The sequence below is a fragment of the Aeribacillus sp. FSL K6-2833 genome, assembly GCF_037965815.1.
Classification (GTDB): Bacteria; Bacillota; Bacilli; order Bacillales; family Aeribacillaceae; genus Aeribacillus; species Aeribacillus composti.
This window is the reverse complement of record NZ_CP150189.1, coordinates 1,204,978-1,217,852: the sequence shown is the minus strand read 5'-3', so window position 1 is coordinate 1,217,852 and position 12,875 is coordinate 1,204,978. Positions and strand designations below refer to the sequence as shown.

17 protein-coding genes are annotated in these 12,875 nt (G+C 39.0%); 3 read left to right on the top strand and 14 right to left on the bottom strand.

Going from position 1 to position 12,875, the window contains the following annotated elements; translation table 11 throughout:
• Positions 1-21: 21 nt before the first annotated feature.
• Positions 22-582, bottom strand: a complete 561-nt coding sequence (locus tag NSQ94_RS06030) for a ComE operon protein 2 (protein WP_063388016.1) — start codon at positions 580-582, stop codon at positions 22-24.
• Between the two features lie 33 nt (positions 583-615).
• Entirely contained in the window at positions 616-1,305 is a 690-nt protein-coding gene (locus NSQ94_RS06025; protein WP_066250554.1) for a helix-hairpin-helix domain-containing protein, read from the bottom strand.
• Between the two features lie 95 nt (positions 1,306-1,400).
• Here NSQ94_RS06025 and comER point away from each other — a divergent pair, with 95 nt between their 5' ends.
• On the top strand, positions 1,401-2,225 hold the full coding sequence (gene comER / locus NSQ94_RS06020) for a late competence protein ComER (protein ID WP_066250551.1): 825 nt from the start codon (positions 1,401-1,403) through the stop codon (positions 2,223-2,225).
• Between the two features lie 72 nt (positions 2,226-2,297).
• Here comER and NSQ94_RS06015 read toward each other — a convergent pair whose 3' ends face one another.
• The 8 genes from NSQ94_RS06015 to NSQ94_RS05980 are packed head-to-tail and all read right to left on the bottom strand — an operon-like array spanning position 2,298 to position 7,330.
• Entirely contained in the window at positions 2,298-3,047 is a 750-nt protein-coding gene (locus NSQ94_RS06015; RefSeq protein ID WP_235600443.1) for a class I SAM-dependent methyltransferase, read from the bottom strand.
• Positions 3,035-3,388, bottom strand: coding sequence for a ribosome silencing factor (gene rsfS / locus NSQ94_RS06010; protein ID WP_063388012.1), 354 nt, complete (start codon positions 3,386-3,388; stop codon positions 3,035-3,037). Before rsfS ends, NSQ94_RS06015 begins: the two co-directional genes overlap by 13 nt.
• Before the next feature lie 13 nt (positions 3,389-3,401).
• Positions 3,402-3,962 carry a bis(5'-nucleosyl)-tetraphosphatase (symmetrical) YqeK gene (yqeK, locus tag NSQ94_RS06005; RefSeq protein WP_063388011.1) on the bottom strand — a complete coding sequence of 187 codons (561 nt, stop codon included), beginning with the start codon at positions 3,960-3,962 and terminating at the stop codon, positions 3,402-3,404.
• Entirely contained in the window at positions 3,952-4,521 is a 570-nt protein-coding gene (locus tag NSQ94_RS06000; RefSeq protein WP_066250550.1) for a nicotinate-nucleotide adenylyltransferase, read from the bottom strand. Before NSQ94_RS06000 ends, yqeK begins: the two co-directional genes overlap by 11 nt.
• A gap of 22 nt (positions 4,522-4,543) precedes the next feature.
• Positions 4,544-4,840: a ribosome assembly RNA-binding protein YhbY gene (gene yhbY, locus NSQ94_RS05995; protein ID WP_063388009.1), complete on the bottom strand. Its 297-nt coding sequence runs from the start codon at positions 4,838-4,840 to the stop codon at positions 4,544-4,546.
• Complete coding sequence (gene aroE / locus NSQ94_RS05990) at positions 4,837-5,682, bottom strand: shikimate dehydrogenase (RefSeq protein WP_066250548.1); 846 nt, start codon at positions 5,680-5,682, stop codon at positions 4,837-4,839. The genes yhbY and aroE overlap by 4 nt, the downstream gene beginning before the upstream one ends.
• A gap of 26 nt (positions 5,683-5,708) precedes the next feature.
• Positions 5,709-6,809, bottom strand: a complete 1,101-nt coding sequence (gene yqeH / locus NSQ94_RS05985; protein WP_242009266.1) for a ribosome biogenesis GTPase YqeH — start codon at positions 6,807-6,809, stop codon at positions 5,709-5,711.
• A gap of 5 nt (positions 6,810-6,814) precedes the next feature.
• Entirely contained in the window at positions 6,815-7,330 is a 516-nt protein-coding gene (locus NSQ94_RS05980; protein ID WP_063388006.1) for a YqeG family HAD IIIA-type phosphatase, read from the bottom strand.
• A gap of 316 nt (positions 7,331-7,646) precedes the next feature.
• On the opposite strand from NSQ94_RS05980, the gene NSQ94_RS05975 reads away from it, so the two are divergent.
• Positions 7,647-7,787 carry a sporulation histidine kinase inhibitor Sda gene (locus NSQ94_RS05975; RefSeq protein WP_063388169.1) on the top strand — a complete coding sequence of 47 codons (141 nt, stop codon included), beginning with the start codon at positions 7,647-7,649 and terminating at the stop codon, positions 7,785-7,787.
• Positions 7,788-8,069: 282 nt separating this feature from the next.
• The gene (gene sigK / locus NSQ94_RS05970) at positions 8,070-8,789 is read left to right on the top strand and encodes an RNA polymerase sporulation sigma factor SigK (protein ID WP_063388005.1); all 720 of its coding nucleotides are present in this window, start codon (positions 8,070-8,072) and stop codon (positions 8,787-8,789) included.
• A 464-nt stretch (positions 8,790-9,253) separates the two neighbouring features.
• Here sigK and NSQ94_RS05965 read toward each other — a convergent pair whose 3' ends face one another.
• From NSQ94_RS05965 to NSQ94_RS05950, 4 genes are all read right to left on the bottom strand, one after another.
• Positions 9,254-9,487, bottom strand: a complete 234-nt coding sequence (locus tag NSQ94_RS05965; protein ID WP_063388004.1) for a YrhC family protein — start codon at positions 9,485-9,487, stop codon at positions 9,254-9,256.
• A 90-nt stretch (positions 9,488-9,577) separates the two neighbouring features.
• Positions 9,578-10,273, bottom strand: coding sequence for a 5'-methylthioadenosine/S-adenosylhomocysteine nucleosidase (mtnN, locus tag NSQ94_RS05960; protein WP_063388168.1), 696 nt, complete (start codon positions 10,271-10,273; stop codon positions 9,578-9,580).
• 109 nt (positions 10,274-10,382) lie between these two features.
• Complete coding sequence (locus NSQ94_RS05955; protein WP_063388003.1) at positions 10,383-11,051, bottom strand: YrrS family protein; 669 nt, start codon at positions 11,049-11,051, stop codon at positions 10,383-10,385.
• A gap of 53 nt (positions 11,052-11,104) precedes the next feature.
• On the bottom strand, positions 11,105-12,862 hold the full coding sequence (locus tag NSQ94_RS05950) for a penicillin-binding protein 2 (protein WP_144596741.1): 1,758 nt from the start codon (positions 12,860-12,862) through the stop codon (positions 11,105-11,107).
• Positions 12,863-12,875 lie beyond the last annotated feature (13 nt).

Below are 12,875 nucleotides of genomic sequence, written 5' to 3'. Positions count from 1 at the left end.
ATAACCTCCTTTTCGATTAGATCAGCCGAAAAGTTGACGGGCTTGTTCATTCCATTTTTTCAAGTCCGTTTCTGATACGCCGAGATGTTTTAAAGCATTTAAAAGCTGCTCAACATATTCGCGCTTTTCTTCATTTTTTAAATCCAAAGTCGTTTCATCGAATGCGACTTTTTCTATATGAACACCTGCTTGTTCAAATAATTCCATTGCATATGGATGATTTTTGTAATCTTTTGCATAATATACACTTTGAATACCCGCTTGAATAATCGCTTTTGTGCAAGCTAAGCATGGAAAATGCGTGACGTAAATTTCCGCTCCTGCTGTTGCCACTCCAAATTTGGCGCATTGCAATATCGCATTCATCTCCGCATGGATCGTTCGAACACAATGGTTATCAATCACATAGCAGCCTTCATCAATACAGTGGACTCCTCCTGCGATCGAGCCGTTATATCCCCCCGCAATAATCCGTTTATCGCGGACAATCGTAGCACCGACAGCAAGCCTTGTACATGTGCTTCTCAGCGCAAGCAAATGGCTTTGCGCCATGAAATAATGATTCCAAGAAATTCGATCCACTTTTACCCCTCCGAATTTTGTAAACATTCTTTTTCAGTTTATCGACAAGTCTTCATGTTCGTCAACGCTAATCTCATTTTTGATCTTTTCAAACGTTTTTTCTCCTATACCGGTAACCTCCAATAAATCCTCTTCTTTTTGAAACGGCCCGTTTTCTTCACGGTGTGCGATAATTGCTTCCGCTTTTGCAGGGCCGATTCCCGTTAATTTTTGCAGCTCTTCCTTTGTCGCCGTATTAATATTGATTTTTTCTTTCTCTTGCGGTCTTTGTGAAGCATCAGCATTTGCGCCGCTTTCATCCATAAGAGCATTTTCGTCAATTTTTTCGCCTAGCTTTGGCACATAAACAACCATACCGTCTGTTAGCTTTCTGGCAAGATTCACACGATTTCCGTCTGCCTGGTCATTCATTCCTCCAGCTTTTTCGATTGCTTCAAACACCCTGCTGGATGACGGCAATTCATAAACACCAGGCTTACGAACAGCCCCCTTTACATCAATAAAAATCATCGTCGTCTGTTCGTTACGGCGCTCATTCTCTTCTTCGTCATCACCTTCTCTGCTTTTTTGCATCGGCGTTCGTTCATCCGTTTCCAGCAATGGTTCATCGGAAACTTCGATCTCGTTTGAATCACGCCAGTTGTTGATGATAAAAAACAAAATGGCAGCGAAAATGATTAACAAAAAAACCCCATACTTTTTTATAAAAAGGAAATGGTTCATACACATGAATTCCCCTTTCTAAATATTCATTCATAAAATAAGGCAGCAGAACATATCGTGTAGGAGAACAATGTTAAAAAAAGGAGGGGTGAAAAGTGAAAATAGGGTTTATAGGAACCGGCAATATGGGGCGTATTCTCATTGAAGCTTTTTGCGAGGCAAAAGTATCAACACCCTCATCGTTGTTTATAACGAATAGAACGATTCAAAAGGCATATGCCATCAAACGGAAATATCCTGAAATACATGTTTGTACATCAAGTATAGAGGTCGTTCATCAAAGCGATTTCATATTTCTATGCGTTAAGCCTTTAGATATACACCCCCTTTTAAAGGAACTGAAAACTGGTTTACAAGGACATCAATGTTTAATTTCCATTACGAGCCCGATTTCAGTCGAGCAAATCGAATCGGCTGTTCCATGCCAAGTAGCCCGAGTCATACCAAGCATAACAAACAGGGCTAAAGCGGGAGCTGCTTTGCTGACATTTGGAAATAGATGCAGCGAACATACAAGAAATATCATTCTTTCCATGTTTGAAAAAATATCAAAGCCAATCTTAATAGAAAATAACATTACCCGTGTTGCATCTGATATCGTCAGCTGCGGACCGGCTTTTTTCAGCTTTTTGCTACAAAAATTTATTGAAGCTGCTGCGGCGGAAACAGACATTTCGAAAGAGGATGCGGTTCAATTAGCAAACGAGATGATGATCGGCATAGGCAAGCTGCTTGAAAGCGGGTATTACACGCTTCCGACATTGCAGGAAAAAGTGCACGTAAAAGGGGGAGTTACCGGAGAGGGGATTAAAGTGCTTGAAAATGAACTAGGCGACATGTTTCATCATTTATTTCAAAGCACCCATGCAAAATTTGATGAAGATTTACAAAAAGTGAGGCATCAATTTGACAATGAATAATATTCTGCAGGGCTCATGAAAATTCCTGCTAAAATGAAAAAAACCATCGAAAAAAAATTACATTCGATGGTTTCAACTTTTTTTCGCAATATAAAATATTCGTTCCGCCTGCTCGATGTCCGGGCTTTGAAAAATTCCATCCGTTATGTCAACGATCGTAAAGCCGCACTTTTCCAACATATGTCGGTACTCAGAAATTGAAAAAGTTCTTTGATAATGGTCTTCATCCAACCGTACATAATCCGTTCCATTGTTCACAAAGAAGGTTAATTCATGAATGACACTGTTTGGATATTCACCGTCAAAGCATTTCCAAATATAGCTGACATCCTCATCATTATCAGCGAATACAGCATGTTTAAATATTTTCTCCATTTTATGAACAGAATGGGCATCAAACAGAAATAAGCCGTTTCGGTTCAAGTGGTCGTATACGGCTTGAAACGTTTTGACCACATCCTCTTCCTTCAGCAAGTAGTTGATGGAATCGCAATTTAATAACACCGCATCAAAAGGCTTGTAGCCTTTAAGCTCCCTCATATCTTGTTCAATAAAGAGCGCATCAAACCCTTTTTTCATCATCTTTTCCTGGGCAACGGCGAGCATTTCTCCGGAGAGATCGACACCTGTTAGCTCATACCCAAGCTCAGCCATCCTATACGATATTTCTCCTGTTCCACAAGCTAAATCTAGCACCCGGTTCCCGCCGTTTCCATATCGTTGAATCGCTTGATGCAAAAATTGCGCCCATTCATCATAAGGAACATCTTTCATTAATCGGTCGTACACAGATGCAAAATGCTTATAAATCAAGCTAACCACTCGCTCACTTCTTCGCGCGGAGCATCTCCCCATAATTTTTCTAAATTATAATAGCTTCTTTCATCCCTATGGAAAACATGAGCAACGACATCTCCTAAATCAATGAGAACCCATTTTGCCTCGTCAAACCCTTCGAGACGCTTGACGGGAATTCCGTTTTCCTCTGCTTTCTCTTTCATTTCTCTGGCAATTGCTTGCACATTTTTTTCGTTATTCGCATGGCATATCATAAAATAATCAGCTATTAGAGAGATTCCTTGCATGTTTAATACTACGATATCTTCTGCTTTTTTATCGCTGCCTGCTTTAACAGTTAAAGCTAGAATATCACGCGAATTCATCCACTTCACTCCTTCAATTTTTCATTACGAGCGCATTATAAGTTTTAAACGTTTCAGGGTAAATCGGCTGCTTTTTCTTCATTAAAAATGCAATCGTATTGGATATCGACTGAACGAGCGCTTCATTTAAATCTTTTTGTGCCAATTCCCTGACTTCATCGACTCCGGGGAAGCTTCTACCCGGTTCAATATAATCAGCTAAATAAATCACTTTTTCAAGAAGAGTCATGTTTTCTCTTCCGGATGTATGGTAGCGGATCGCATCTAAAATTTCTTTATCAGAAATGCCGACTTCCTTCTCGACTAAATAGGCGCCAACAGGTGCATGCCAAAGTTCTGTATTATATTCCAGCAAGTCCTTCGGCATATTTTGTTCAATAATAATTTTTCTCATTTCATCTTTTGGCCGAAATTTGGCATAATCATGAAAAATAGCTGCTAATTCTGCCTTTTTCACATCGGCGCCGTACCGCTTTGCCAAACTGATGGCTGTCTCCATTACGCCTAAAGTATGTTGATAACGCTGTTTCGTTATCGCCTTTTCCACAACTGCTAACGCTTTTTCACGTTCCATATAATCGATTCTCCCCTATATATTGAATAACTTTTTTGGGCAGAAGATAGTCCACCGCTTGTCCGTTTTTCAATCGCTCTCTGATCATTGTAGAGGAAACATCAAACTGAGGAACTTCCACCTCTTTTACGAAAAATGTGCTCTCATTCGAGTATCCGTTACGTTTCACGCCGACAAATTGCACCATATCCATCAATTCCTCTATTCGATGCCAATGAGGCAAATTTTCAATCATATCTGATCCAATAATAAAATAAAATTCTTCGTTTGGATATCTTTCTTTCAATATTTTCACTGTGTCATACGTAAAAGACGGACCCTCTCTTTCAAGTTCAATTAATTGGACTTGAAAAAATGGATTTCCTTCAATTGCTCTTTTCAGCATATTTACCCGGTGGTGTGTTTCTGTCACTGGCTCCTTTTGTTTATGGGGTGGAATATTGTTCGGCATAAACCATATTTTGTCCAGATTAAGAGAATGAAGAACCTCATTGGCCATTAATAAATGTCCGTTATGGGGCGGGTCAAATGTCCCCCCAAAAATTCCGATTTTACCCAATTTTTCCGCACCATCCGTTCGTTTATTCAGGCAAAATGATTTGTTTTTTTTCTTTTGATTCTTTATATAAAACAATGACATTTCCGATGATTTGGACGAGATGGGCATTTGTCCCATCAACAAGTGCTTGAGCAACTGCTGCTTTGTCTTCATCACAATTTTTCAGCACGTTCACTTTTATGAGCTCTCTTGCTTCTAAACAATCGTTCACCTGCTGAAGCAAATTTGAATTTACTCCGCCCTTTCCAATTTGGAAAATCGGGTTCAGATGATGTGCAAGAGAGCGTAAAAAACGTTTTTGTTTTCCAGTTAAAGTCATGATTTTCCTCCTAATTTTTCATATACGAGCTTTTTCATTCGACTGACATCAGGTTCCACATTCGTCCATATTTGAAACGCACATGCCCCTTGATAAACAAACATTCCTACTCCGTCAACAGTTTTAAGGCCCAGCTTTTCAGCCTCTTTTAATAACATCGTTTTCAGCGGATTATAAATGATATCAGCAACGACAGTTCCGCCATGAACGCGTCCGGTTAATTCAATCGGCTTTTCTTCGATATTCGGCTTCATCCCGATGGATGTCGTTTGAATGATGACATCATATTCATTGGACGTTTGATCGAGTTGTTGGAATGAATAAACGTTTCCTTTTGTCTCATAGCTGCAGTTTTCCTTTAACAGATGAGCCCGCTCTGCTGTTCTGTTTACAATATCAATGAACGCAAAGCCTTCTTTCGCCAGCGTTGTATAGATCGCCCGAGCGGCTCCGCCCGCCCCGATCAGCAGCACTTTTAAATCTCGGGGATTGGTATTGTCAATATGCTCTTTCAATGACAGGTAAAATCCGTATCCGTCTGTGTTAAAACCGATTAATCTCCCGTCTTCGTTTTTTACTGTATTTACCGCGTGAAGCAATTGAGCCGATTCATCCAACTCATCAAGAAAAGGAATGATTGACACTTTATGCGGAACCGTTACATTAAACCCCTTTATGCCAAGAGCCTTCATCCCTTTTACCGCTTGTTCAAGCTCTTCCCCTTTTACTTGAAATGCGTGATAGCGGGCATTCATATTTAAGTAATCGAAAGCATCGTTATGAATGAGAGGGGAAAGCGAATGACCGATCGGGTCGCCTATTACTCCGTAAACTTGCTCCATTTGAAATCCTCTCCACCTTTTTGTTTTTATATTAATGAATGACGGACGCCCACATGTACATCTTTAGGTGCATAAGCAACAACTCTTTTCGGTCCATCGTGGATCGTTACCCATCCAAGACCTGAAAACACGATATCTTTCTTTTTTCCATTTATAGTGAATTCGTGCGGGACAAGTTCTGGAAAGGATTCGACTGCTTCTTTTCTAGGAGGGGTTAAAAGCTCCCCTAAATGTGTTGCATATAAATGATCCGCCTTCTCCAGTTTTGTTCGATGAATGTCAATGCTGTTCGGAATATAGCACACAATGGAGGAACGTCCTCCCTTTATATAATCCAGTCTTGCCAATCCGCCGAAGTATAAAGTTTGCCTTTCATTTAACTGGAACACTCTAGGCTTAATTTCTTTTTTCGGCGATAGAAGCTTTAGGTCGCGCTTATCAATAAAGTGCGCCATCTGATGATCATTGATAATGCCTGGTGTATCGTATAAAACTGCGCCGTCATCTAACGGAATTTCAATTAGATTGAGCGTTGTGCCGGGATAATGGGAAGTTGTAATGATATCCCCTTCTCCCGTAACCTCCTTCAAGATTCGATTAATAAAAGTTGATTTCCCAACATTTGTACATCCAACAACATACACGTTTTCTCCGTTGCGATAATGATCTATTTGCTCTGCCGCTTCTTTAATGCCATGTCCCTTTTCTGAGCTGATTAAAAGCACATCCAATGGCGTTAATCCATACTCTTTTGCTTCTCTCTTCATCCAACGAATAACCTTTTCTTTTTTCACCGATTTTGGAAGGAGATCAGCTTTATTGCCGATTAAAATGACTGGATTGTAGCCGATAAAACGCTGTATGCCGTTGATCCAGCTTCCGTTAAAGTCAAAAATGTCGACAACCTTCACAACAAGAGCTTTCGTATTGCCAATGCCGTGCAAAATTTTTAAAAAGTCCTCATTTGTTAACGAGACATCTTGAATTTCGTTATAATGTTTCAGCCGAAAACACCTTTGGCAGATCGGCTGTTCTTTCTCAAGAGCAGCTTTTGGAGCATATCCAATTTCAGATGGATCTTCCGTTTGAATTTTTACTCCGCACCCGACGCAAACCTTCTCATCCAAACTCATCACTCCTCCCAATGCAGCATGCCTTTCTGTTTTAACAATTTTAAAATTTTCCTTTCAATTTTCCTGTTGATCCGGGTCCAAAAGCCGTCAGTAGACGATACAGGCACAACTAAAATCGTATGAAAACCGCAGAGATTCCCTCCGAGAACATCTGTCAGCAGCTGGTCGCCGATCACAACAACTTCTTCTTTTTTCAGCCCCATCTGCTCAGCCGCTTTTTTAAACGCTTTTGCACGGGGTTTTCCCGCTTTCGAAATGAACGGAATATTCAGCGGTTCAGAAAACGAACGGACGCGTTTTTCGTTATTATTTGAAACAATTGTCACTTTAATCCCGTTCTGTTCCATCATTTCAAACCAATTTTTCAATTTCGGAGTTGCGTTCGGCCTGTCCCATTCTACTAAAGTATTATCTAAATCGGTAATAATACCTTTTATACCTTTTTCCTTTAAAAAATGAGGATAAATATGAAAAACGCTTTTCGCATATTCTCCGGGTAAAAACCTTTTCAGCAAATTGAACACCTCTTAATTCAATAAATAGACTACTGTTAAACTATTTTTCATCATACCGAATTTCGAGTTTACTTTCAAAACAATATTGTTTTCACAAAAAAATTCGACAATTTTTTAACATATTCAACAGCTGTGGATAATTTTATACACAATATCCACCTATTCATATCAATCTTTAGTAAAGTATATAAACAAACTACCCACAGCTTTTCCACCGAAGGCTGTGGATAACAGAACGGTTGTTCTCTATTAAAAAACATGGTAAATTTATGGTAATAAATAAAGGAGGTGCTTTCTCCATAACATGATCGCTTCTATGAAAAATTTATCGGACGAATTTTTAATTGAATCTTACTATAAAGCAACCGAAATGAGGCTTAGCAAAGAATTCATCGAATTAATAGAATTGGAAATAAAGCGCCGCTCGCTCTCTCACTTATTAAAAGCATCATCTTAGCGGTGTCTTTTTTTTTTGCTTAAAATACCTACCCCTGAGGCGCATGGCTGCATGTTCCACAGCCGCTAAACTCCTTTAACAGATAATCGTTGATGTCAATCCACAATGACTTAATACCTTTCAACTGATGATCTCCGATACCAATCCATTTTTCTTCACTGTCTCATTATAACTAAAACTCAGCTGTTTTCCATACTCTTTCCCCCTTTTTCATGAAGGACATACAAGGACAAAGCCGCAATCACATACAATTTAATAATACGTAATGCGGGGGTGAAAAACATGTCTGGAATTTTGACTGCACTAAGCTATTTTATAAAAGAATTGGTTTTTCTCGTTTCATATGTAAAAAACAATGCTTTCCCTCAACCGCTTTCCCCAAATGAAGAAAAAAAATATCTCCGCCTGATGGCCGAAGGAAATGACGAAGCAAGAAATATATTAATTGAACATAATTTGCGCCTTGTCGCTCATATTGTCAAAAAATTTGAAAATACAGGTGAAGACTCGGAAGATCTCATATCCATCGGCACAATTGGTTTAATTAAAGCGATTGAAAGCTATTCCGAAAACAAAGGGACAAAGCTTGCTACATATGCCGCAAGATGCATTGAAAACGAAATTTTAATGCATCTCCGTTCCTTAAAAAAAACAAAAAAAGATGTTTCCCTACACGATCCTATTGGCCAAGATAAAGAAGGAAACGAAATCAGTTTAATAGATGTGCTAAAATCAGAAAATGAAGATATTATCGACACGATTCAATTGAATATGGAGCTGGAAAAAATTAAGAAATATTTATCGATTCTAGACGAAAGAGAAAAAGAAGTCATTATCGGGCGGTTTGGATTGAATACGCAGCAGGAAAAAACGCAGCGTGAAATTGCGAAAGAGCTCGGCATTTCGAGGAGTTATGTTTCCAGAATCGAAAAAAGGGCACTTATGAAAATGTTTCATGAGTTTTACCGAAATGAAAAAGAAAAAAAGATGTCAAAAGAATAAAAGGAAAAGCATTTTCAACGAGATTTTGTGCGAAATTTGCGAGAGTTCCTGAATGATTTACTCGCGTAAAACTGCAAAATTCATTTTAAAGTGGTGGCTTTCCGATATGTGACATCCCATAAAAACTCAAAATTAACCTTGTTGCAGGTTTTCCAGCGCATTGGCGCAAATCGAGATATAAAAACGAATCTCAAAATTGACCGATTAATAAAAATCGCAGAAAGCGAATCCTCTGTTTGACGTAAAATGGTGGTAACATGATTTGACAGGATGCGAACGTTACGGTTGAGAGCCCATTACAACTGCTTTCAATCTGTAAAAAGGCAACCTTTATTGCAGCGCTAGTTGCTGTTTTCATATGAAACAGAACAATGCCGCCTTCATTCACCTAATGTTTTATCAAAAAAGAGGGGCTCAAAAGAGTCAGCTATACTGACTTTTTTGAGCCCTTTTTCAAGAAATGATTAAGATTGCAACTTATCAAGCTTTTTTTGATATTTCGATGACAATTTAAAAAATAGAATAGAGCTGGCTAACATCATCGTTGAAGTTCCGATTAGCATTATTTCTTGTATATTGGTCCGAGGTGAATGATTAGGAATCCATATTCCGATGTATAAAAAGGTTCCGACAGCTAGCAGAACGAGAGCAAAATGCTTATAGTCTTCTATTAATTCTTTTAATTTTTTCTCCTCCATGATATCACCTAATCGAATTAGTTATTCTATATTATAAAAGAATAACATATCGATTCGGGCTAATAGGCTTGTAATAGTTTCCATTTACATTCAACTTAGTTCTTCAATCATTTTCAGAACCAATTCCGATGAATTGAAAGCCGCTTTGTCTAAAAATTGTTCAAAGGAAATGTTCGACTCTTTTCCGGCGATATCTGAGAGCGCCCGGATGATGACAAAAGGTGTTTGAAATTTGTAGCACACTTGCGCGACAGCAGCAGCTTCCATCTCAACAGCGTACAAATGGCTGAATTTAGACCGGACAAAAGCTACTTTATCGGGGTCGTTCATAAAAGAATCCCCCGTTGCGATCGCCCCTTTTACCGTCTGAATTCCTGAAATGTCTTTTGCTTTTCTTTCAGCGATTTCAATCAGTTTTTCATCGGCCTTAAAGGATGGAGGAAGCCCGGGAACTTGACCATATTCATACCCAAAAGCCGTCACATCTACATCATGATGGCGAACCTCTGTGGATATGACAACATCCCCTACGTTTAAAGACTCATGAAATCCTCCGGCGGAGCCGGTATTGATCACATAATCCGGCTGATATCGCTCCAGCAGCAAAGTGGTGCTTACGGCTGCATTCACTTTTCCAATTCCTGATTTTAATAAAATCGTATCAGTTTGATTGTATTTCCCAATCATAAAACTGCAGCCTGCAATCTCCTCTTCTTTTGTACAATCCAATTTCTCGCGCAGGATGCGAACTTCTTCTTCCATTGCACCAATGATTGCAATTTTCATATTCCAACATTCCTTTCTATCATGAATAGCTATAAAAATCATAAAAAAAGATCCCTCAAGTGTTTGACAGTCAGCTTTTTACACATGAGGGTCTTTTTTGCTTTTCAGTCTATTTTAATACTTCAACTCTAGTCGGTTTCCAGCCCTCTCCGTCTATCCATGTAATGGATACTCTATATTTTTTTCCGTCTGCTTTGTTTTGAATCGTTCCTTTCGCATCATTCGGGCTTCCGTTATTGCCGATCCAAAGGGTCTGCATATTTTCAAGAGAAACACCTGTTGCATAGCTTAATGCTTTCTCCATTTCCTTCCAATCTACAGATGACTTTTTATAAGTCGTAACGTGCTCACCTGTCTGGACTGTTCCGATCGGTTTCCAATTTGGATTTTCAATGATTTGTTCAACATCGGAACCCGCTTCTCCTTCAGTTACTGTTGCACCTTCAAAAGGATCATCGCTCGATTCCTTTTCTTCATTTGCTGATTGTGTATTTTCGTCCTCTTCCTCCTTAATTTCATTACTTTCATTCTGTTCAGCTGCTTTTTCTTCTTCCCGCTGATCGTTAGATTGTTCAGCTGTCTCTTCTTCGATATTTTTAGATGAGCTTGATTGCTCTTTTTGTTGTTCACTGTTGGAATTCGCTTGTTCAGTACCGCCTCCCAAAAAAAGCTGAGAAGCAATAACGAGGATGAGTAAGGCGACAATTCCAATTAAAATATTTAAAATCAAATTCGTTTTTCGTTTTTTATCCCGAATTTCATAACGAGAACCCGCCATTCCCCGTCAACTCCTTTGTTTCTCCAATCTTTGAGTTATTATTTTAACATACTTTATTCTTCATTAACATTATAAATCTGTTCAACCATTTCGTAAAAAACATCATTTGTCTTTGCTCTACCGCTCGTTTTGTTCATATCAACAACAACTAAGGCATATTTCGGATGTTCCGCAGGAAAAAAACCGGCAAACCATTTATGATATAATTTTTTTCCATTGTCGTTCAATGTTCCCGTTTCGGCAGTGCCTGATTTGCCGGCTACTTTAACAGGCAAGCTTTGAAACGCTCTGCCGGTTCCATCAGGATGAGCGACTACTTGAAGCAGGAGATCCGTTAATTTTGATGATGTTGCAGGGGAAATTTTTTCTCCTTTCATCAAATGGTTCTTGAATGTATACATCGTTTCTCCGTTTTTATATAAAATTTTATCCACGACTTTCACTTCTCTTTTTTCTCCTCCGCGAGCAATTGTAGCCATCATATTCGCGACAGCTAGAGGAGTAACCTTTACATTTTTTTGTCCGATGGAGGTTTGTGCGATGGCCTTTGCTGACTTTTTGTCGCTGTCATCTCCCCAAATCGTTCCTCTTTGCTCCCTTGGAAATTGTTTAAATTGATCGTAATGGTATACTTTTCCCGACCAGCCTGAGAAGCTGAGAAGGCCAAGCTTTTCTGCGTATTCTTCAATTATATTGCTCTTTTTTTGTATTAATTCCTGACCGATCGTAGCAAACGCATAATTGCAGCTTTTCGCAAAGCTTTCTTCAAACGTAAGCGTTCCAGCCCGCTTTTCTTCCTCTTTTTCTGTTTGGCCGTAGACATTCCGGTCACAATTAAATGTTCTTTCCGGTTTGATCATGTTTGTGTCGATCGCTGCTGCAGCAATAACGGTTTTAAAAACAGAACCAGGAAACATTGCCGAAAGCATTTTATTTTCATATGTTTTTGGATCATTCCGGTCCAGATCCGGTTTGGAGGCCATTGCAACTACTTCGCTGTTTTCAATGTCTAACAGAACGAGGCCGCCTTCATTTATTTGATGTTTTGTTAAAATTTGTTCAGCTTTTTCTTGCAAATGTTTGTCAATCGTTGTTTGAACGGCAATTGGGTAAAATGGATTGGAATCGGCAATATATTTTACATTGACGCCGAAAAGAGGCCTGCCGAGACCATCAACATGATATAAAAGTCTTGACGCATCTTCCGGCTGCAAAAATTCATCAAACGCCTCCTCCAGTCCAGTCACGCCTACTTCAGGACTTAATGACGTAATCTCTTTGTCAGGGTATCTTTTTTTCCATTCTGTTTCATTTTCGCTTGTCATCCCAATAAGATGGGAAGCAATATTGTCTGATTGCTCTGTTTTCATAAAGATGCCGAATACTCCCGGAATTTTTAACTTATTGATGGCTTTTATATCCTGTTCATCAAGTTGAAATCCTTTTTCTTTATTCAACAAAATAGGTTCATTTTTCGTTCCTTTCAATAATTGTTCGATTTCATCCTTGCGAACAGAAATGGCTGCCGCCAATTGATCGATCGGCCATTGATAATTTTTCAGAAATGGAAATAAAACGAGCGTAGGCAAATATGTTTCGTTCAAAGGTTTATTTTCACGATCAATAAATCGCCCCCGCCCATCATCTATAATTACTTCTTGTGTCCTCTGTTTGACGCTTTCTTTCATCAAATTGACATCTTGTTCTGAAAATGACTCGGTTTCAAGCAGTTGAATTTGCGCAAGTCTATATATGAGAACACCCATTAACAAAATGATGAAGACGCCTATATATTTTATTCGCTTATTCATAAAAAAACACCTC